Annotated in this window: 18 protein-coding genes; 2 read left to right on the top strand and 16 right to left on the bottom strand. The window is 34.5% G+C overall.

Going from position 1 to position 20,734, the window contains the following annotated elements:
• Positions 1-9: 9 nt before the first annotated feature.
• The 3 genes from AC3HD6_RS09350 to AC3HD6_RS09340 all read right to left on the bottom strand — a co-directional run bounded on the left by AC3HD6_RS09350 (position 10) and on the right by AC3HD6_RS09340 (position 3,942).
• Positions 10-1,893, bottom strand: a complete 1,884-nt coding sequence (locus tag AC3HD6_RS09350) for a type VI secretion system baseplate subunit TssF (RefSeq protein ID WP_488896085.1) — start codon at positions 1,891-1,893, stop codon at positions 10-12.
• A 23-nt stretch (positions 1,894-1,916) separates the two neighbouring features.
• On the bottom strand, positions 1,917-2,357 hold the full coding sequence (locus tag AC3HD6_RS09345; protein ID WP_045497241.1) for a GPW/gp25 family protein: 441 nt from the start codon (positions 2,355-2,357) through the stop codon (positions 1,917-1,919).
• A 172-nt stretch (positions 2,358-2,529) separates the two neighbouring features.
• On the bottom strand, positions 2,530-3,942 hold the full coding sequence (locus AC3HD6_RS09340; RefSeq protein WP_488896084.1) for an APC family permease: 1,413 nt from the start codon (positions 3,940-3,942) through the stop codon (positions 2,530-2,532).
• A gap of 142 nt (positions 3,943-4,084) precedes the next feature.
• Here AC3HD6_RS09340 and AC3HD6_RS09335 point away from each other — a divergent pair, with 142 nt between their 5' ends.
• Positions 4,085-4,600: a DUF4920 domain-containing protein gene (locus tag AC3HD6_RS09335; protein ID WP_488896083.1), complete on the top strand. Its 516-nt coding sequence runs from the start codon at positions 4,085-4,087 to the stop codon at positions 4,598-4,600.
• Between the two features lie 204 nt (positions 4,601-4,804).
• Here the strand turns inward: AC3HD6_RS09335 and AC3HD6_RS09330 are convergent, their stop codons facing one another.
• Positions 4,805-5,914: a M14 family zinc carboxypeptidase gene (locus AC3HD6_RS09330; RefSeq protein ID WP_488896437.1), complete on the bottom strand. Its 1,110-nt coding sequence runs from the start codon at positions 5,912-5,914 to the stop codon at positions 4,805-4,807.
• Positions 5,915-6,873: 959 nt separating this feature from the next.
• Here AC3HD6_RS09330 and AC3HD6_RS09325 point away from each other — a divergent pair.
• Entirely contained in the window at positions 6,874-7,410 is a 537-nt protein-coding gene (locus AC3HD6_RS09325; protein WP_488896082.1) for a helix-turn-helix transcriptional regulator, read from the top strand.
• Between the two features lie 1,192 nt (positions 7,411-8,602).
• Here AC3HD6_RS09325 and AC3HD6_RS09320 read toward each other — a convergent pair.
• The 12 genes from AC3HD6_RS09320 to AC3HD6_RS09265 form a co-directional block, all read right to left on the bottom strand.
• Entirely contained in the window at positions 8,603-9,772 is a 1,170-nt protein-coding gene (locus AC3HD6_RS09320) for a proline dehydrogenase family protein (RefSeq protein ID WP_488896081.1), read from the bottom strand.
• A 64-nt stretch (positions 9,773-9,836) separates the two neighbouring features.
• Positions 9,837-10,766, bottom strand: coding sequence for a UbiA family prenyltransferase (locus AC3HD6_RS09315; RefSeq protein WP_488896080.1), 930 nt, complete (start codon positions 10,764-10,766; stop codon positions 9,837-9,839).
• 11 nt (positions 10,767-10,777) lie between these two features.
• Positions 10,778-11,704 (bottom strand): mevalonate kinase family protein, encoded by a 927-nt coding sequence (locus AC3HD6_RS09310; protein WP_488896436.1) that lies wholly within the window; start codon positions 11,702-11,704, stop codon positions 10,778-10,780.
• Between the two features lie 233 nt (positions 11,705-11,937).
• Positions 11,938-13,428 (bottom strand): MFS transporter, encoded by a 1,491-nt coding sequence (locus AC3HD6_RS09305; RefSeq protein ID WP_488896079.1) that lies wholly within the window; start codon positions 13,426-13,428, stop codon positions 11,938-11,940.
• A 106-nt stretch (positions 13,429-13,534) separates the two neighbouring features.
• The gene (locus AC3HD6_RS09300; RefSeq protein ID WP_488896078.1) at positions 13,535-14,713 is read right to left on the bottom strand and encodes an acetyl-CoA C-acyltransferase; all 1,179 of its coding nucleotides are present in this window, start codon (positions 14,711-14,713) and stop codon (positions 13,535-13,537) included.
• 57 nt (positions 14,714-14,770) lie between these two features.
• A complete protein-coding gene (locus AC3HD6_RS09295) occupies positions 14,771-15,181 on the bottom strand; it encodes a hypothetical protein (protein WP_488896077.1) in 411 nt (136 codons plus the stop codon).
• Position 15,182: 1 nt separating this feature from the next.
• Complete coding sequence (locus tag AC3HD6_RS09290) at positions 15,183-15,587, bottom strand: hypothetical protein (RefSeq protein ID WP_488896076.1); 405 nt, start codon at positions 15,585-15,587, stop codon at positions 15,183-15,185.
• Between the two features lie 295 nt (positions 15,588-15,882).
• A complete protein-coding gene (locus AC3HD6_RS09285; protein ID WP_488896075.1) occupies positions 15,883-17,265 on the bottom strand; it encodes a nucleoside permease in 1,383 nt (460 codons plus the stop codon).
• A gap of 20 nt (positions 17,266-17,285) precedes the next feature.
• Positions 17,286-17,885: a bifunctional nuclease family protein gene (locus tag AC3HD6_RS09280; protein ID WP_488896074.1), complete on the bottom strand. Its 600-nt coding sequence runs from the start codon at positions 17,883-17,885 to the stop codon at positions 17,286-17,288.
• Between the two features lie 180 nt (positions 17,886-18,065).
• Positions 18,066-19,013: an electron transfer flavoprotein subunit alpha/FixB family protein gene (locus tag AC3HD6_RS09275; RefSeq protein WP_488896073.1), complete on the bottom strand. Its 948-nt coding sequence runs from the start codon at positions 19,011-19,013 to the stop codon at positions 18,066-18,068.
• A gap of 41 nt (positions 19,014-19,054) precedes the next feature.
• The gene (locus tag AC3HD6_RS09270) at positions 19,055-19,801 is read right to left on the bottom strand and encodes an electron transfer flavoprotein subunit beta/FixA family protein (protein WP_068943500.1); all 747 of its coding nucleotides are present in this window, start codon (positions 19,799-19,801) and stop codon (positions 19,055-19,057) included.
• 149 nt (positions 19,802-19,950) lie between these two features.
• The gene (locus AC3HD6_RS09265) at positions 19,951-20,658 is read right to left on the bottom strand and encodes an SDR family oxidoreductase (protein WP_488896072.1); all 708 of its coding nucleotides are present in this window, start codon (positions 20,656-20,658) and stop codon (positions 19,951-19,953) included.
• Positions 20,659-20,734 lie beyond the last annotated feature (76 nt).

Below are 20,734 nucleotides of genomic sequence, written 5' to 3'. Positions count from 1 at the left end.
TATTTTAATTTACATATCCTGGAACTCTACGTCTTCATTGGTTACTTTTACCAGATATTCAATACCATCTATCGCTTTGGCAATAATCTGATTTCTGGTAATGTTTGCCATATTTTCCCAATAAGCTCTCCCGTAGAAAGAATAATTCTGGGGAACAATTTCAACCTCAACGGTTCTTACAAAACCTTCTTTAGGTTTGTTACTAATCATGGTTCCTCTTTTTACCCTCACTTCTCTTAGCTCATCTTTTAAGATCATCCGGCAATAGTTTTTGACATCTTCAAGAGAAATAATTTTATCTCTTGTTGTCAATGCATATTTATAAGCCTGAATACTGTCAGTTCCTTTTTGTTCTTCAGCACCACCTAATGTTTCTGTCAGCAGCACAACCGTTTGGGATTTCAACTGGTTAGAAAGTTCTGTCCCCGGACGCATGTGATTGGCTAATGTACAATGGGTGATCCAGAAAGATGCATAGGTATGATCTGTTTTTTCAACAGGTTCCATAATCACGTAGTTCAGTTCCTGTCTGATGTTTCTCTTGGCATTGTTTACTTTCTGTACCATAGATTTCATCTTGTCCGACATCTCGCTAAGAACTCCTTTCACATTATCTCTGTTTAAAAGGGAGAATGCTGCGATCTCATCTCTTGTCAGTTCCAGAACATTGGCAATCATATCTACTGCATTTCTGTTGGTAAAGCGTTCCATCCCTCCTTTTCTCACCGTATACAATCCTTTTTTAAGATTATCAGCAGGAGTAAATGGTATTTCAGTATATTTTCTTCCATCTCCATCCTGTACCTCATCTACATATAAGAAATGTTCTCCTTCATCTGTTACCAAAGGAATGTTGTTTCCCATGATATCAAGACTGTATTCTGTTTTTTTCCAGCCTCTATTATAGATCGGGAAAGCATTCAATACAAATGAGAAATTATCCAAAATTTCTGCTGAGAACTGTGGTGGAAACTCAAAAGTAAGCCATAAATAACGTTTATTATCCAGATATTTTACAATCTCTTCTTTTCCGGCAAGGAAGTCTAGATTTTGTGGAAGTTGTCCCGGTTCTGAGAACAAGCTACTGGAAAGTCCTGTGATCTCTATAAATTTATGACGGTAGATACTTTTAATATCTTCAATGACCTTACTTCGGATGGACTGTTCTTTAAACATCTGCTCATAGCCATCAGGAGTACTTTCTGTAAGATAGCTTAATCCTTCTCTTACAAACAAAGGGTTTCCATTACTTGAAACTGTAATGTAAGGTAATAGTTTATAGACGAAATCCAGATGTTCGAATGCTGGATTAGAGCAGAATATGCTCATATATTTAGGGAAATATTCGCTCACATATTTACTTACATCCACTCCTACGGTTACCTTTCTGTAGTCTTCAGGTCTCCCGTTAAATCTTGAAATCGGAATTTTATTGAATCTATCATCGATACTGTAGCAGGTATTCCCTACAAACATAACTGAAGTATGTACTTTATTGATTCTTACATTCCCCACTGGAGTAAAAGGAATATTCAGCTGTTTATCCGACTCCGATTTTACTGTGGAGGTCATCTGCTTTCGAAAGAAAAATTCTGTGTGTTCCAATAAAACTTCCGTAGAATCATAAGGCTGCGTGAAAGCAACTGCATGGGACGGAATAGGATGAGTATAAATAGATGGAGTTAACAGTTTTGCCAGTTTCTCAAGAATTCGGGCATTGACTGTCTGTATTTCATTATTCGCTTTAAAAACTTCTGTACTGAATGCATCTATTAATAATTTTACAAATGGATCTAAAGACTGCGGACTTTTCAATCCCCATACTTTAGTAGCATTCTGAAGCATTCTTGCTTTTACAGATTCTTTGGAATAAATATTCTGATCTAGGTTCATAATTTTTTTTGTAGTTAAAAATTTTAATCAATAGACATTGGGCTCAGGAACAGCTCTGTTGAAAAACTGAAACGTTCTCCTGTTTCCTCCATTTTGGCATTGATGGCAATTCTTACTTTCTTTTTGATTTCGGTGTGTTCTTTGGTATCGTAACTGTGCTCTACAAATTGAATATTGGCATCGATCTGAGGCTGCACAATTCTTGGTTCATATTCCTGGATCTGCCTTCTCAGACTTTTGACAAAAACATTTTCCCAGATGGCACTGGTTACTCCGTTATCGAATTCCAGGTTCCAAACATCATTTCCATAGTTTTCATCATATCTGTTCTCTCCTTTTTTGGTGGTGATCAGCAGCATAATATTGTGGGCAATACTCTCCCCCATATCGCAGGTATCGATACTTCCCCCTTCTGTCATTAATGTGGACGGTACAAAGGGCATTCTGTAATTTGGTGTATCCATAACTTTTTGTTTTTTACTTCATGGTCCCGTTTACTTTAAAAACGAAATACCAAAATACACATTTTCACTAAATAATTGTTATAATAAATTAAAATATTATTCAAAAGTTAGGGCCTTCAAACTGAATTGAAAGCCCTGAAACCATTATCTATATTATATTCATTATGCTAATCTACAGATCTGCTTTTCTCCTATTGATGAAATAGTATACCGGCAGTCCCAATAATACCAGTACAAATCCTGGCCATGTATATTGCTGTTTATATATTAATAATAGGATGCAAAAAACAGTTCCTATAATAAGATATATAATGGGGGTTACCGGGTACAACCATGTTTTATAAGGTCTTTCCAAAGCAGGTTTCTTAACTCTCAAATAAATTACTCCGAAAACTGTAATCATATAGAACAGGACAATGACAAATGAAATCATATCCAAAAGATTTCCGTACTGCCCGCTCAGACATAATAAAGATGCCCATATCCCCTGCATCCATAATGCATTTTCTGGTACCTCATTTCTATTATTTTTTTCTGCGGATTTAAAGAACATTCCATCTTTCGCCATTGTCTGAAAAACTCTTGCTCCTGCTAAAATCAATCCGTTATCACATCCGAAAGTAGAAATCATTACCAATACAGCTATAATAATAGTTCCGGCACTTCCAAAAATATTCTGAGAAGCCGCAACAGCAACTCTATCATTAGCAGCAAAAGCAATACTATCTCTATCCAATGCATTTAAATACACAAAATTAACAGCGATATACAAAATCATTACAGCAGCAGTCCCATAAATCATTGATTTCACAACATTTTTCTTCGGATTCTCAATTTCTCCAGAAACAAACGTTACGCTTTCCCACGCTACAGAACTAAAAACCGAGCCTACCATCGCTGCAGCAATCCCTCCCATTAAAGTCATTCCTCCAATAGGTTCCCAGCCTTCTTTCAGGAAATTACCGCTCACGTCTTTTTTAAGATTATTAAAAGAATCCATTCCCAGGCTGAAATTTTCAGATAAATGAGAAAAATCAACCAGAATAAATCCAGCCGCAATTAGTCCTAGTAATGCAATGATTTTAGATCCCGTAAAAATATTCTGCAAAAACTTTCCACTTTCTACTCCTCTTGTATTGATATAGGTAAGCAGAAGTATAACAGCAATAGCTAAAATTTGTATCCATGTAATCTTGAATTCCCCACTTTGGAAAATAGGGGTAGCATCATTAAGTGAAGGGACCAGATAAGCTGTAAATTTTCCGAAAGCCATTGCCACGGCAGCTATAGTTCCGGTTTGTATCACCGTAAACAATCCCCAGCCATAAAGAAATCCCATCCTTTTACCAAAGATCTCTTTCAGATAAGTATATTGGCCGCCAGCCTTTGGAAACAGAGCAGAAAGTTCTCCATAGCTTATTGCCGCAGCTACAGTCATTATACCCGTAATGATCCAAACCACAATCAGCCAGTACCCGGAGCCAAGATTCCGCATCATATCGGCGCTTACAATAAAGATCCCGCTTCCAATCATAGATCCCATCACAAGCATGATGGCATCCCAAAGTTTCAGTTTTTTCTGCATAGTCAAGTATAGGCGTCAAATATAAACAAATCTGCCTTTCATTTTGAATTTTATTAAAATTTTACACAAGTATCAATTTATTATTAATTTTTATCGATTTATGATTCAATTTTAATTAGTATTTTTGGAAAAAATATTAAACATGAAATTTAAAGCTCTTCTATTTGCTATGGCTGCAAGTGCTTCTACATTAGCATTTGCTCAAGAAACATCACAAAAGAAGTTTTCACCACCTGCAGGAAATGCCTTAGTAGGTGATACCTATGGAGCAGCTGTTGCTTCTAATACAGAATCTAAAGCAATTACAGTAGATAAACTGGGAAAGAAACTTAAAAAAGAAAATAAAAAACTGGAAAATGTCGCTATCAAAGGAAAGGTAACCGATGTATGTGAGAAAAAAGGATGCTGGTTAACCATTCAGACAGATGATAACTCGCAGTTTTTTGTAAAAATGAAAGATTATGCCTTCTTTGTACCTACAGCTTTAAAAGGTAAGAATGTCGTTTTAGAAGGAAATGCTGAAAGAAAAGTAATTTCTGTGGATGAACAAAAACACTATGCTGAAGATGCTAAGAAACCTCAATCTGAAATTGATGCTATTACTCAACCTAAGGAAGAAATAAGATTCGTTGCAAACGGAATTAAAGTGGTAAACTAAGGGTTTTCTTCTATTGAAGAAAATATCAGAATCTCTTACAGATTTTACAGATTACGTAAATTTTAAAAATTGAGGAAAAGATAATCTGTAATTTATCGATGGTAGAGATTTAAACCAGATTTCTAGTCTCGTGGTGTGATCCAATTTTCTGTTTTAGAAAAGTATAAAAATAAATTTCGGCAACCCTTTGGGTTGCCGAAATTTTTAATCTTCTATCGTAAAATCCACTACAGCGTCCAGCTTCGGATATTTATTGGCAGAAATAAATTTCTTTCCTGTACAGTCTATTTCTAACCAGCCTTTTCTTTTTTTAACATCTCCCGCTTCCATCACAAAAGGAATAAAAGAGATTTCATCTTTCCCATCCTCTTTCACCTCTCTATATTGAACAGCGATATCCAAAATGCATTGATGTTCCGTATTGAGTTTTACATTTCGGTAGATAATATCATAATGAGTCTCTTTGTTCTCTGGAATATCAAGATAAGTTTCCCAGCCTGTACTATCTGAGTTCAAATCACTAATTGCTTTCAGTGCATAGTATAAAGCAATCGTATAATATTTTCTGGTCCCTTTTCTGGTGTAGTCATCTACAAAATGTCCGCCTTCAAATAAAATGGTAGGCATGCCTGCTTTTATAAAATTGTCTCCCGTTGAAGTCGGATAGAATTCATCAGAATATCTGCCAATTTGATTAGGAATCATTTCCTTTAAATGAGTATAAATATTTCCAATGACAGCCATGCATTTTTTTCTATTCTCTGTAATGGTACGTTCTACATTTTCAGAAGGAGCAAGAAAGGAAAGAGTAGCTGGATGAATACCATCTGTTGTGAAAATGGTTCTCTGCTCATGAAGATTTAAGGCATAGTCATATTTCTTTGAAGCAGCTGCTCTTTTCAGAAACTTAATCTCCTTACTCGCCTCGTTATGGAAATCGCGGTTAAGGTCAATATCAACGGCATTGAGTCTTGTCCATCTTTCAGATCCGTCAGGGTTAAGCATAAAGATAAAATCTAATCTGATTTTACTGAATAGGTCTTCCTTCATTTCAGGAGCTTTATCAAGGCTTGTTAAAAGATCAAGCATGGCGTGTGTGGCATTGGATTCATTTCCGTGCATTTGTGACCAGGCTAATACTTGGGTGTTACCGGTTCCGATGCTTAACTGATAAATCGGCTTCTCTAAATATGATGTTCCGATCTCCTGAATATAATCGCTGAGATTCGTATGTAGGTAAGAAAATAATTTTTCAGGGGAAATATAGCGATTTGAGAAATCGGGGTTCAAAGAATAAATATGTTCAAAGTTCATTGCTGGAAAATAATTTACTGGAATCAAATTTAGCCATTTTAAGGCATACAATAAATATTAACATTTGTAAATAGAGCAAAAACAGGAAAAAATATTGAAATTTTTGTAAACAGAATTCAGTTTACAAAAGTTAAAAACGGATTTTTACTCATTGTTTGTTCATTAACATAAGTAACATTGTTAAACAGTTGGTATTGCCAAATTGTCTGTTGATAAAATTGTGGATTGCGAATAATTTAATACCATATATTTAATTTATTTAATTTCAGATAGTTATGGAATTTATCTAAATACTAATTCTAAGAATACTTGAAGTAAACAAACCCCTATTTTAAGCCAAATGAGCATATTTTTTTCAAACATATTGAATGTTGAAAATATAGTATTTATCCATCATATACAAATGTAAAACCATGAAAAATATTAAAAATTTCTAGAATTTGTCCCTGAATTAATTTTTAAAAGAGATTTAGAACTAAATGGAAATTTAGTTTTGTTAATCTAATGTTATATACCTGTAAATAGAACTAAAAATGTTCATTAAATGGTATTTTACAAGGTAAATTTACTTATGTACATTTGTATAATCCCTTTTGTATGCTATTACAACGCTATTTTTGAGATTTAATGATCTTTGATACAAGTTTTTAGTATGTTAACTATGTAAATTATAAAATCCAATAAAAATAGCTCATAAAACAGTCCTTAAGCAGTCAAAAATTACATTTTTAAAGGTCATTTAGCAGAAATAATGCCCTTAGCATATACTCCAGGTATTGATTTAATCTAATGTGTAAATAATATAGTACAAATGTAACTAGAGTTTAAATAATTATGTATGAATAGGTTATGCGCTTTTTACAATTGTATATTTATAATCATTCAATTTATTTACATTTGTATTTTGCTTTTGTAAATTTAATAAGTTACATTTGTAAAATAATTAAAGGCTTATTTTTATGAGTTTAAACGAAAGAATTTCAAAAGTTATAGAGTATTCCCGACTTACTCCCTCTGAATTTGCAGATGAGATTGACGTACAGCGTTCCTCAATTTCGCATATTACATCCGGAAGAAATAAACCCTCACTAGAGTTTATCATAAAAATAAAATCTCGTTTTCCTGAACTTCTTTGGGATTGGCTGGTTACAGGTGAAGGTGAAATGCTAAAGTCAGAACAACCTGAAATAAAAATTCAAGATGAGCAGCCTGAAGAAGATCAGGTAAGAACAACTCCACTACCCGATCTTTTCACCATGATCAATGAAGATGATAACTTTGGAGCGGATGAAACCGAAACAAATCTTCCTCTGACAGCTTCTGGAGAATCAGTTATACCGCCCCAAGATAAAGCTCCTGAGAAAATATCGGATTCTCAGCGATTAGAAAATTCACATGAAGAAATACTGAGTCAAGTTATTGGAAATCAAATGAATAAAATAAAACGTATTGTTTTGTTCTATGAAAACGGAAAATTCGAGAGTTTTGAGCCTTAACTTTTAGGCAATCGTGATTTCTATCAATATTCTCTCACTGATTTTATAAATTATGTAGATTTTAAATCTGTGTTATCTGCTCAATCTGCGAGAAATTTAATATTAATCTCGTTGAGTTTTTCCAGATATTTACCTTATTATTCGATGAAATATTCTGTAGATTTGTACGGATTTTCTCTCGCTGATTTCGCAAATTACGCAGATCTTTAACCTTTGTTTTCTGCATCAATCTGCGAGAAAATATATACTAATCTTGTTGAGTTTTTCCAGATATTTACCTTATTATTTGATCAAATATTCTCTAGAATTAGACTGGTTTTCTCTCGCTGATTTCGCAAATTACGCAGATCTTTAACCTTTGTTTTCTGCATCAATCTGCGAGAAAATATATACATCTTGTTGAGTTTTTCCAGATATTTACCTTATTATTTGATCAAATATTCTCTAGAATTAGACTGATTTTCTCTCGCTGATTTCGCAAATTACGCAGATCTTTAACCTTTGTTTTCTGCATCAATCTGCGAGAAAATATATACATCTTGTTGAGTTTTTCCAGATATTTACCTTATTATTTGATCAAATATTCTCTAGAATTAGACTGGTTTTCTCTCACTGATTTCGCAAATTACGCATATTATCAACCCATGTTTTCTGCTCGATCTGCGAAAAAATGTATATTAATTTTGCTATTTTTTATCACCGGAAATAAGTCTATCTATAAAAAACCTGACCAAGAAAATGGTCAGGCTAAAAAATATTTGAAGAAGAAAACTAAAGCTATTTGCTTTATTTGTTTTTAAATTTTAGAGAATTCCTGAGATGTATTTAATCTTTTTTAAGACCCATTATTTACTTATAATACATACTGGAATTGTGACGAATCTGTTAGGGGATACAATTTCTTCCGAAGTAAGAAAATTCTGTCACACCATAGGAGAATCGTGGCAGATGTTTTTTCATGCACTAGTTTTTTATAGCTTAATCAAATATAAAAATTTAAAACCAAATTTGCAATAAAAACTAAATTATTTTAATAAATAATTAACATTAAATAGAATTAGATCTTTAATTACTAATTCCTGAAATTTTATTGAAATTATAAAATCTACAATAAATAACATCTTTTTATTAAAATAACTCAAATAAAAAACCCGCATATTCTGCGGGTCTTCTTTATTTTGATGTAATATTATTACTGTTGCTTTCTTCTTTCCAATTCTTTTTTAATCAGTCCTAATTCTCTTCCGGTTTGTCCGGCTACAGAGGTGTTTTCCTGGGCTCTTCTCGTAAGATATGGTACAACATCCTTTACAGGTCCATATGGAAGATATTTAGCCACATTATAGCCCTTATCAGATAAATAGAAAGAAATATTATCACTCATTCCGTAAAGCTGCCCAAAATAAACATGTGAATTCCCATTCTCTAAAGATTTAGACTTCATTTTATCCATAATCAATTCAGAAGAGATCTCATTGTGAGTTCCAAAGAATGCAGATACTTTATCCAGGTGGTTCATTACGAAATCAATTCCTGCATTATAGTTCTTATCCGAAGCTTCTTTGGTAGGCTGAATCGGATCTGGATAACCTTTTTCCGCTGCTCTGGCTCTTTCCTTCTCCATGTAAGCTCCACGAACGATCTTATACCCAATAAAATAGTTCTTTTCTCTTGCTCTCTGAAGATTGGCTTCCATATATTCCAGTCTTCCTGTTCTGTACATCTGGATGGTGTTCCAAACGATAGGCTTTTCCTGGTTATATTTTTCCATCATTTCTTCACAAAGCTGGTCTGCAGAATCCTGCATCCAGGTTTCTTCTGCATCTACCATTACTTTTTTGTCATTTTCATGACAAAGAGCACATACTTCATCAAATCTTCTTACCACTCTCTCCCATTCTTCTTTCTGACTGGTTGTAAGCTCAGCTCCTTTTCCCACAGCTTCATACAGATCAATTCTTCCAAATGCTGTAGGCTTGAATACGATAAAAGGAATGGCCGGATTTCCTACTGAAAATCTTACAATATCTTTGATCTCCTTACATACTGCATCAAAAGTTTCTTCATCTTCTTTCCCTTCAATGGAATAATCGAAAATACTTCCAACTCCTCTCTTGAAAAGCTGTTTTACAACCTTCATACTTTCCTCACGGGTTTCTCCACCGCAAAACTGTGCAAACAAGGTGCTTTTTACAATTCCGGTAACGAATGGAAAGTTGTTATGTACTGTAAAATTAAGAACGGATGTTCCAAGGCTGGTAAGAGCGGGCTGTTCAATCATTTTAAACATCCAGTAAGCCTTTCTCAACTGTGCATCTGTCTTGTCTGCAAATGCAACTTTAGTATCATTAAAAATGGGCATTCCTATTTATTAAATTTAGTTACGCAAAGGTAATAATAACCTTAGTTTATTTAAAGAATTTTTATTATAATTTATGTTCAATTCCGTTTAAAAGCATGGATATAATTCCTACAAACACCCATAATCGTAATATACTAAGCGTGAGGAAGTTGCTTTTTCTGGTTGAATTTAGAAAAAGATAGATACAAAGAATCATCACAAATAAGCCCCCTACAAAGTAGTATGCCATAAATCCGGAAACTCCGGTTTTGGTAATGATTTTCATAGAAACGGCCATTGTTATCAAGAGTAAAGATATAAGAATAATCTTCGTATTCCGGCTTTTAAAATAATTAGGAATGGTGGTATATCCAAATGTTTTGTCCACACTTCTGGTAAGGGTATCTTTTACAATATCAATACATAGAAGAATCAAAAAAAGAAATACAGCCATTAGAAAGACCTTCTTGGAGAAAGTTTCGTAATACACCATCATTCCAAAAAAAGGATATAAGGTAAGACTTACAAAAGTGAGATTATTCAGGATGAGTATACGGCTTAATTTGTGACTGTAAAGCCACATAAAAAACTGATATACTACAAAAAAGATAAAGACATTATGAGAAATCATCCAAGCTACGCCCAATGAAATAACACTTAATCCCAAATAAGCGTATAAAAAATACTTCTGTTTGATGAAGCTTTGAATCCTGGTTCTGAAAGGTTTTACAATATGGTCTTTTTCCAAGTCATAAAACTGATTGATGATTCCACCAGCCAGAATCGTCAAAACCGTACAAAAAATAATACCGTGTACTTTAAAATCAAATACAAAATTTCTGAAAGATTCTTCCTGATTAAACAGAAAAAAGGTGGAAACGTACAGGGCGAATGTTAAGAGCGCTGCTACAAAAAAACGCGCCCCAAGCAAAAAGCCCACGAATTGTGAAAATCTGTAATATATAGATTTTGAGATATATTGTTTGGATTGGAAAGTTTCTTTTTCAGAATTCATTTCCAACCTGTTTAAAATCTGTAAATCACTTCTTTTTGGAAGCCATCAAGCATTTTTTCTGCTTTTTCATAATCCTTGGTAAAGCCTAGAATATAACCTCCACCGCCGCTTCCGCAGAGTTTTAGGTAATAAGCATTAGAATCAAGACCTTTTTTCCAGATATTAAAGATACTTTCAGGAATCATTGGACGGAAATGCTCATACGCCCAGTGAGAAAGCTTTTTAAGATTTCTGAAAAAAGGATTCATATCTTTTTTCAGAAATGCTTCTATACATGCGTTATTGTAACGAATAAATTCTTCTTTCAGTGTTTTACGGAACCCTTCTGTCTTCATTTTTTCAAAGAAAATCTGAATCATAGGGCCTGTTTCTCCTGTCATTCCGGAATCAATTAAGAAAATAGCTCCTTTTCCTTCTTGTCCTTCAGGTATTGAGACTCTATCTAGGTTTTCTTTATTTTCAATAAGAATTGGCAGGTTCATATAACAGATCAATGGATCCATTCCTGAGCTTTTTCCGTGGAAATAACTTTCCATTTCACCAAAAACAGCCTTTAGTTTTTTAAGATTTTCCTTAGAGATGTTATCCGGATTTAATTTGCTGATAGAATATTTTTCAAAAATAGCAGCCACCAAAGCGCCTGAACTTCCTACTCCATAACCTTGCGGAATATTAGAATCGAAGAAAAGTCCGTTTGAAATATCTTTTTTGAAACTCTCAATATCTAATGTAAAATCATCAGAAAGATCAAGTCTTGTAAGAAAGTCTGAATATTTCTGCAGATGTCTGTTTGAATTAAGCTCAAATTCTGAAGCCAGATCTGAAAATTTTAAAGTTCCTTTATAGAAGCTGTAAGGTACTACAAGCCCCTGGGAATCTTCAATCATTCCATATTCTCCAAACAGGATTATTTTTGCATAAAATAATGGGTTGGTCATATTGACAATAAATCTTTTTTGCAAAGTTAAAAATTATTCCGCTGAATATAAGCAAAACCCGGACCGAATTATCATTTTTTTGGTTCTGCTTCACCCAAACACCATATAAATATACAAAAAAAGCTTCAGATTCTGAAAATTCCTGTATTAATTTATCATTAATCCTTATTTTCAACCACAATTAATTTTGAGTTAAAAAATAAAAAAAGACGTTAAAATAACGCCTTTCATTTTTATAGTGTTTCTCTGTCTTTTCTCATTTTCACCTTCAGGAATCGGATTAATATTAACCCTGCACCGAAGAATAATGTCATGGATAAAGCTGCAATTCTCATATTATTAAAATGCTCAATCAGAGTTGCAAATATAAAGGTCCCGATAATGATTGCAATCTTTTCCAATACATCATAGAAACTGAAATATGTAGTGTTTTCCATGGAGTTTTCCGGAAGTAACTTTGAGTATGTAGATCTGGACATTGCCTGAAGCCCTCCCATTACTAATCCTACTACTGCAGCCACCCCATAGAACTGATATTCTACGGTTGGGTTTTCTTTGTTTAAGAAGTAAGCCCATAAACAAGCTACAATCCATAGAAAAATAGCAATTGAAATAACATTTTTGTTTCCTATTCTTTTGGATAATCTTGAGAAAATCACAGCTCCTATAATGGCTTCAATCTGGATAACCAAGAGTGTTCCGATAAGTTTATCCTGAGCTAGATTGATCTCACTTTTTCCAAATAAGGTTGCCATAAGGAAAATCGTCTGCATACCAACACTGTAGAAGAAGAAGCTTGATAAGAAAAACTTCAGATTTCTATCTTTGAACAGCTCACCTCCTACTTTAAACAATTCATGGAAGCTTTCTTTGGCAATATCTTTATAAAAGCTCATGTTATCTTTTAGCACTTCAAAGAATCCTCCTTGCTCTTCATGTTTTTTGAAGATATTCTTATAGTTTAATAACACAAGATCTTTAGGAAGTTTATCTTTTACATCTCCAAATTGAGGAAGATGCTTAAAGGTGTATTGAGAAAACCCAAACCACCATGCTCCTGTCAACAGGAAGCTGATTCTCGTAAATAAAAGCTGCTGTGCTGCTCCTTTGGCAAAAACCTGAATCAGAACTAGACACAATACCACTAAAACTACAGAGCCAAGATATCCATATACATATCCTTTTGCAGAAAGTGCATCCTGCCTGTCCGGCGTTGCAATATCCGGAAGAAAGGAATTATAAAAAACCAAACTGCCCCAAAACCCGACACTTGCTGTAATACTGAACAAAAGCCCCAAAAATACATTATGCATTCCTGTGAACATTGCTAATCCCATACACGATGTTGCTCCCAGATAACAGAAAAACTGCAGGAAGGATTTCTTATTTCCAATGGTGTCTGCCAACGAAGATAAAAAGGGAGATAATAATACTACGATAAAGAACGATATGGTTAATGAATATCCATATACTGCATCCGGCTGGTATTCTTTGCCAAAAATTTTGATCATATGTCTCACTGGGACATCAATCCATTTTTTGGTTTCTGTTACAAATTCTTTCTTCTCATAAGCTGTAGTGAGAATAGAATAATAAATGGGGAAAATAGTGGACGTAATAACCAGGGAATACACAGAGTTTGCCCAGTCATATACAGCCCAAGCTTTCATAATCTTCGGATTATTCTTTATATTGTTGGGTTGTCGATTCTCAATTTCAGACATTTCAAATAAATATTAGTAGCACAAAAATAGAAAAACCATTAAGAAATGGATAAGATTTTAAAAAAATTATCGATTCCTTAATGGTAATATATTCTAAAACAGAATATTAGATATTTTCAATCACGATTGCAGAAGCTCCACCACCACCGTTGCAGATGGCTGCAGCACCATATTTGGCATTATTTTGCTTCAATACGTTGATTAATGTAACGATGATTCTTGAACCTGAACTTCCCAGTGGATGTCCTAATGCTACCGCTCCACCGTTTACGTTTACTTTAGAAGCATCTAATCCTAAGATTTTGTTGTTAGCTAATCCTACTACTGAGAAAGCTTCATTAAATTCAAAGAAGTCAATATCTGATACTTCTAATCCTGCTTTTTTAAGGGCTATAGGTAATGCTTTAGCCGGAGCAGTTGTAAAGTTTTCAGGTTCTTGTGCAGCATCAGCATAAGAAACGATCTTTGCTAATGGTTTTAATCCTAATTCTTCCATTTTCTCTTTAGAAACAAGAATCAATGCAGAAGCTCCATCATTCAATGTAGATGCATTAGCTGCTGTTACCGTTCCATCTTCTTTCTTGAAAACTGTAGGAAGTGTTGTAATTCTGTCGAAATTCACCGCTTTGTATTCTTCGTCTTCAGCAAAGATTACAGGGTCTCCTTTTCTTTGAGGAATGGAAACCGGTACGATTTCGTCATTGAATTTTCCTTCACTCCAAGCTTTTGCAGATCTTTTATAAGATTCTATTGCAAAGTTATCCTGATCTTCTCTTGTAATACTATAATCAACTGCACATTTCTCTGCACATACCCCCATGTGTACTTTGTTGTATACGTCTGTAAGACCGTCCAACACCATACCGTCAAGCATTTTGATATCTCCTAGCTTTGTAGCTACTCTTGCGTTATAATAGTGAGGAACCAAAGACATGTTTTCCATCCCTCCTGCAACAATTACTTCTGCATCACCCGCTTTGATTGCTTGTGCAGCCATTGTTACAGCCTTCATTCCTGAAGCACATACTTTATTTACTGTAGTAGAAGGGGTATTGATAGAAAGACCTGCTCCTAATGCTACCTGACGAGCCGGCGCCTGTCCTTCTCCTGCTTGCAGCACATTCCCCATATAAATTTCCTGAACATTAGCAGGATCTAAACCAATTTTATCTAATGCTCCTTTTACAGCAGCAGCTCCCAATTTAGTAGCCGGAACTGTTGACAAACTTCCCATAAAACTCCCCATAGGCGTTCTTACCGCGGAAACAATGAATACTTCTTTCATGTATATAATTTTTATTTTTAGCTCAAATGAAACCAGGGCTTCATTTTATAATTAAATTTATTTTACTTTTATGTATACGATGTCAAATTGAGATCCTTCAATCTTCATATTGACTTTCACAAGATTATCCTGAGTTGCTACAACTTTATTATTGAAAACATCTCCAACCTGTGCAGGATCATTTTTATCTGACTTCTCTACAACAATTGATTTATAGTTACAGTCATCTATAAAAACCAATGTAGATTTTATATAATCTTTTCCATTATTAAAATATTCGGTTTGAACATTGTCTTTAATGGTCATATGCCAGATAGATTCCGGATAATTTGCTCTAAGAAATTTTCCTTCTTTTATGTTAGTACATTTAGTCGGGTTATCTGGTTTTTTCTGTTCAGTCTGCTGGGATTTAACCTGTGCGGCCATCAACAATAACGCCCCAGCCAAGGATACTTTTAAAAGATTCATATTAAATTTGAGTTCGTTGATTTACTTTTTTATTATTTCCAGCAAAAACCATCAGAAAAGCACCCAAAAATTCTACAATCCAACCCCACTTCAGCTTCACAATTCCTGCGAAAGTTTCTCTCCAGGATTTAAAAGGCAAAAAGCTAAAGTAATCTAAAGACTGCAGCTTTACAGCCACCAGAGTGAAGGCGAATAAAAGAATAAGCAGGATGCCAAAAAACCTTACGATTTTTGTACTGTTATTGACAATTCCAAAAACTGCACATGCAGCAAAGATCCAGCATGCAATGGCCAAATAATGATCTAGTTTCCAATAATTCCAATTTCCTATAATAGGCACATGTACCAGTGGTAGAAAACTTCCTACAACTACTAATAACAATCCTAATAACTGTATATTTTTCATATTTACTAAAGTGCCAAAATACGAAAAAAAACACATTTACAAATCATCTGTTATCAAACAAACATTTCCTCTTCCTAACAGTCATTAGTCATAATAAAACACTTATACTATTAAGTATTTATCAATAATACATTAATTATTTTAACAAATTAGAAACCTACAATTGCTATTATAATAATTTCCGTATCACTTTTTATGCATATCAACAGATTAGCTTGATTATGATATTGTTTAAAACAAAAAAATTGCACTTCCTTATCGAAAGTGCAATTTTATATTATTTTATTGTTAATGACTAATGCTTAACTGAAGAAACGTCTTCAGGATTATGTTTATGTTTAAATAAAACAGCAAAAAATATAGCTAAAACCAATGAGTAAATTGCAAATGACAGCCAAATCTGGTGCCAGTCTTTTACCATAACTGCTGAAGAAAGTGTTCCATCCGAATTCACAACCGCATTAAAGCTATTCTTTAGAATATCTAAGAATGTAGGATTATCTGGAGTTGTTTCCAAATAGGTTGACAATTCTGTAGCTGTTGTAAACTTGTGGGTAAAGAATTTATCAATGGCCCAACCTGCAATATAGCTCCCGAAAACAGCTCCAAAACCATTCGTCATCATCATAAATAATCCTTGAGCTGAAGAACGGATATTTCTATCTGTTGTGGTCTCTACGAAAAGGGAACCTGAAATATTAAAGAAATCGAAGGCCATTCCGTATACAATACATGAAAGGATAATTAAAGATAAACCGAAGCCATCCGGTACTCCATATGCAAAGAATCCGAATCTTAATACCCATGCCAGCATAGACATTAACATTACTTTTTTTATACCGAATTTCTTAAGGAAGAAAGGAATTGCCAGGATGAAAAGGGTTTCAGAAACCTGAGAAATTGACATGATAATTGTAGATCTCTGTACTACAAATGAATCAGCATATTTTGGAAAATGAGCAAATTCACTTAAAAACACATCTCCATAAGCGTTTGTCAGCTGAAGAGCAGCTCCTAAAAGCATAGAGAATAAAAAGAACAAAGCCATTTTATAGTTTCCAAAAAGCTTAAATGCATTTAATCCTAACTGCTCAGATAATGGAGAGTTTTTATCAATTAGTTTTTGAGGTGGACATTTTGGTAAAGTGAGAGCATAAATTCCTAAGAATATGGCTACCGCTCCTCCAATATAAAACTGTCCTTCTGTTGCTTTATTTCCACTAAGGTTAGTGATCCACATGGCTACAATAAAGCCGATGGTTCCCCATACGCGGATTGGTGGAAAGTCTTTCACCACATCCATATTGTTATTCTTTAAAATAGTGTAGGAAATTGAATTGGCTAAAGCAATAGTAGGCATATAAAAACACATTGCAACAAGCATCACCGAAAAGAAAGAATTAGGATCTGCAGAGTGTGGCAAAATGAAAAGAATAGCCCCGTAAAGAATGTGTAATACTGAAAATATACGCTCAGCGTTTACCCAACGGTCTGCAATAATTCCAGTAATGGTTGGCATAAAGATAGAAGCAATTCCCATTGTTCCGAAAACAGCTCCAAATTGTGTTCCTTCCCAATGTTTAGTGCCAAACCAGAAGTTCGCCATCGTAATCAGCCATGCTCCCCACACAAAAAACTGGAGAAAACTGAGGATGGTCAGTCGTAATTTTAAATTCATTTTTATATAAAGTATCTCTTTTAATCAATTTTCTTTTTCCTCCTCTTGATTTCTTCCTGGATTTCAAGGGCGGTATCATAATCTTCTTCTTTAACGGCATCATCCAATAGTTTCTGAAGCTCTTCCATAGAAAGGGATTTTAAGTTATCTTCAGTGGCTACTGTTTCTGAAAATGTTTGCTCTTCTCTCGATACATCTTCCAGTTCCAATAAGATTCCAGCTTCATTTAAGACCTGCTGTGTCGTAAAAATAGGTGCATCGAATCTTACAGCCATAGCAACAGCATCAGATGTTCTTGCATCAAGAATCAGTTCTTCTTCCGTCGCTTTATTTTTAAAGTTGATATTTGAAAAGAATACCCCATCTACAATCTGATAAATGATTACAGAAACCAACTCATAATTGGCCGAAACGATAAATTTTGAGAATAAGTCGTGGGTAAGTGGGCGCGGTGGATGGATATCTTTTTCCAGTCCAAGAGAGATAGATTGAGCTTCGAAATTTCCTATAACAACAGGTAATTTTATGTGTGTTTCCTCATGCTCCAGTAACAATGCGTACGCCCCCGATTGGGTCTGGCTGTACGATATTCCGCGAATAATTAGCTGCTTATAATCCATAGCTACAAATATAGATTAATTTTTTGTTGTGATTTCACTTTTTTACACAAAAATAAAAGCCCGGAAAGCCGAGCTTTTATTGTATTGTATGTGATCGTCAATGGCCAATCGTGAGTTTTGCTTTACAAGTGAATGTTTAAAAATTAACTCGCAAAGTAGATTGACTATTCACTATTAAATTTATCCTTTGATTGCCTTAATTTTCTCTGTTAATGCAGGAATAATTTGAAAAGCATCACCTACCACTCCATAATCAGCAGACTTGAAGAATGGCGCTTCAGGATCACTATTGATTACCACAATCGTTTTTGAAGAGTTTACTCCAGCTAAGTGCTGAATGGCTCCTGAAATCCCTATTGCAATATATAGATTAGGTGAAATTGCCTTACCTGTTTGTCCTACGTGTTCTGTGTGAGGTCTCCATCCGATGTCAGAAACCGGCTTAGAACAAGCTGTAGCAGCTCCTAAAACATTCGCTAAATCTTCAACCATTCCCCAGTTTTCAGGACCTTTCATCCCTCTACCTGCAGAAACAACTACTTCAGCTTCTTTAAGATCTAATTTCCCTGAACTTTGCTCGTGAGAAATTACTTTAGTATCATCATTAGCTACAGATAGGTTTTTCACTTCTTCTGAACCTGATACTGCGTTTTCTTTCACACCAAAAGCGTTTTGAGAAACGGTAACAATTACTCCGTTTCCTTCAGCTTTTGCATGCATAAATCCTTTTCCTGAGAAAGCTCTTCTCTTCACCTGGAATGGAGAAAGGCTTTCAGGAGTTTCTAATGCATTAGTAATTAAAGAATAGTTCTTCATTACGGCTAACATTGGTGCTACTGAAGAAGCATCTGTAGTGTGAGGAAAAACGATAATATTTCCGTTTGCTACTTCATTTACAGCCTGTGCAAATGCTTTTGCTGAGAAATTCTTAAGCCCCTCGTCTTTAATATTGATAACATTTGATGCTCCATATTTGTATAATAAATCTGAAGAATCAGTAGGGTTTACAGAGATCGCTGTAACGGTATCTCCTGCTTTATCTGCAATAGCTTTAGCATAAGAAACTGCTTCAAAAGCTGCTTTTTTGTAAACTCCATTTATATTTTCTGCGTATACGAATACTGCCATTTTTTTAAATTTAAAAATTAAAAGATTGAAAAATTTAAAGATTAGATCACTTTAGCTTCTTCGTGAAGTAATCTTACCAATTCGTCCAGATTGTCAGGAGAAACCATTTTCACAGCAGCTCTTGGTGGAACACTGTCATAAGATACTCCCTGAACCTTAACTTCTGAAGAAGTAGGCTCTACTACCTGTAAAGGTTTTGTTCTTGCAGACATAATTCCTCTCATGTTTGGAATGATAAGGTCTTTTTCATCTACTAATCCTTTCTGACCTGCGATAATTGCAGGTAATTTAACAGAAATAGTTTCTTTTCCACCTTCGATTTCTCTTACAGCAGTAGCTTCGCTTCCGTTTACATCTAATCCTACAGATGCATTTACGAAAGGTTGATTCAATAACTGAGCTACCATTCCTGGTACAGATCCACCATTATAATCGATAGATTCTTTACCGCAAAGAATCAAATCATATCCTCCACTTTGCGCTACAGCAGCAATTTCTTTTGCTGTAGAATAGCTGTCTTTTGGATCAAGGTTTACTCTTACTGCATCGTTAGCACCAATAGCTAAAGCTTTTCTAATTACAGGTTCTGTAGCAGCATCTCCTACGTTGATTACTGTTACTGTTGCTCCCTGAGATTCCTGAAGTTTAACCGCTTTTGTCAACGCAAATTCATCTAGCGGGTTGATTACCCACTGAATTCCGTTTTTGTCGAAAGCAGATTTATCTGCTGTAAAGTTAATTTTGGAAGTAGTATCCGGAACACTACTAATACAAACTAATATTTTCATGTGTACTATTTTATTTTTTCTCTTTTAGGCATAAAATCATGACACTTTATGCAGAGATTTTGTTTGAATTAATTTTTGCTAATATAAATAAAAAATATATTATGCATGCATAATACTTATTAAATTATTATTCAATACATTAGATGTACTTATTTACCTGGCTGTGTTGCTCTAAACTCAATTTTACTGGGCAAAACCCTAGGATTCATCTTTAAAATATCCAATATCAGATTCCCCATATCTTCAGGCTGAATCTTCCAACTATCTTTTTCTGAGGGTACATTTCCATTAAAATAGGTAGCTACTGACCCGGGCATAATGACAGTAGATTTGATATTGTATTTTCTTAAATCAATCATAGCTGCCTGTGTGAATCCCACGACCCCGAATTTTGAAGCATTATATCCTGTTCCGTTTTCAAAGAAATTAGCACCCGCCAAACTCGAAATGGTAATATAGTACCCTTCAGATTTTTTTAATTCTTCTACAGAAGCTTTTAAAGTATAAAAAACTCCCGTCAGATTGGTTTCTATCATATCATTCCATTCTTCAGCAGACAGTTCATCTACAGGCTTAAATATGCCCAGCCCTGCGTTTGCAATCACATAATCTAGTCTTCCAAACTTCTCAGTAATATATTTTACAGCTTCCGCTTCACTCTCCAGGCTTCTGACATCAGAAACAATTCCCAGAACATTTTGAGAATACTGCTTAAGGTCTTGTTCGGCCTTCATGACATCTTCCCTCTTTCTTCCAGAAAATGCTACTGAAATTCCATTTTCAAGCAAAATTTTAGCAATCCCAAAACCAATACCTTTCGTTCCTCCCGTTATATATGCTGTTTTATTTTCTGACATATCCTTAAAATTAATTTCTCTAAAATAACAAAAACGCTCCAATTGGAGCGTTTTACTGATACTAAGATTTATCAGG

This window comes from Chryseobacterium sp. II3a, assembly GCF_057815135.1.
The sequence above is the reverse complement of the archived record's forward strand: the minus strand, read 5'-3'. Positions and strand labels throughout refer to the sequence as shown.

What these genes read in the sequence shown, in the direction of transcription:
- AC3HD6_RS09350 (WP_488896085.1), bottom strand. Translation starts at nt 1,893, where the DNA reads ATGAACCTAGATCAGAATATTTATTCCAAAGAATCTGTAAAAGCAAGA.
- AC3HD6_RS09345 (WP_045497241.1), bottom strand. Translation starts at nt 2,357, where the DNA reads ATGGATACACCAAATTACAGAATGCCCTTTGTACCGTCCACATTAATG.
- AC3HD6_RS09340 (WP_488896084.1), bottom strand. Translation starts at nt 3,942, where the DNA reads ATGCAGAAAAAACTGAAACTTTGGGATGCCATCATGCTTGTGATGGGA.
- AC3HD6_RS09335 (WP_488896083.1), top strand. Translation starts at nt 4,085, where the DNA reads ATGAAATTTAAAGCTCTTCTATTTGCTATGGCTGCAAGTGCTTCTACA.
- AC3HD6_RS09330 (WP_488896437.1), bottom strand. Translation starts at nt 5,914, where the DNA reads ATGAACTTTGAACATATTTATTCTTTGAACCCCGATTTCTCAAATCGC.
- AC3HD6_RS09325 (WP_488896082.1), top strand. Translation starts at nt 6,874, where the DNA reads ATGAGTTTAAACGAAAGAATTTCAAAAGTTATAGAGTATTCCCGACTT.
- AC3HD6_RS09320 (WP_488896081.1), bottom strand. Translation starts at nt 9,772, where the DNA reads ATGCCCATTTTTAATGATACTAAAGTTGCATTTGCAGACAAGACAGAT.
- AC3HD6_RS09315 (WP_488896080.1), bottom strand. Translation starts at nt 10,766, where the DNA reads ATGAATTCTGAAAAAGAAACTTTCCAATCCAAACAATATATCTCAAAA.
- AC3HD6_RS09310 (WP_488896436.1), bottom strand. Translation starts at nt 11,704, where the DNA reads ATGACCAACCCATTATTTTATGCAAAAATAATCCTGTTTGGAGAATAT.
- AC3HD6_RS09305 (WP_488896079.1), bottom strand. Translation starts at nt 13,428, where the DNA reads ATGTCTGAAATTGAGAATCGACAACCCAACAATATAAAGAATAATCCG.
- AC3HD6_RS09300 (WP_488896078.1), bottom strand. Translation starts at nt 14,713, where the DNA reads ATGAAAGAAGTATTCATTGTTTCCGCGGTAAGAACGCCTATGGGGAGT.
- AC3HD6_RS09295 (WP_488896077.1), bottom strand. Translation starts at nt 15,181, where the DNA reads ATGAATCTTTTAAAAGTATCCTTGGCTGGGGCGTTATTGTTGATGGCC.
- AC3HD6_RS09290 (WP_488896076.1), bottom strand. Translation starts at nt 15,587, where the DNA reads ATGAAAAATATACAGTTATTAGGATTGTTATTAGTAGTTGTAGGAAGT.
- AC3HD6_RS09285 (WP_488896075.1), bottom strand. Translation starts at nt 17,265, where the DNA reads ATGAATTTAAAATTACGACTGACCATCCTCAGTTTTCTCCAGTTTTTT.
- AC3HD6_RS09280 (WP_488896074.1), bottom strand. Translation starts at nt 17,885, where the DNA reads ATGGATTATAAGCAGCTAATTATTCGCGGAATATCGTACAGCCAGACC.
- AC3HD6_RS09275 (WP_488896073.1), bottom strand. Translation starts at nt 19,013, where the DNA reads ATGGCAGTATTCGTATACGCAGAAAATATAAATGGAGTTTACAAAAAA.
- AC3HD6_RS09270 (WP_068943500.1), bottom strand. Translation starts at nt 19,801, where the DNA reads ATGAAAATATTAGTTTGTATTAGTAGTGTTCCGGATACTACTTCCAAA.
- AC3HD6_RS09265 (WP_488896072.1), bottom strand. Translation starts at nt 20,658, where the DNA reads ATGTCAGAAAATAAAACAGCATATATAACGGGAGGAACGAAAGGTATT.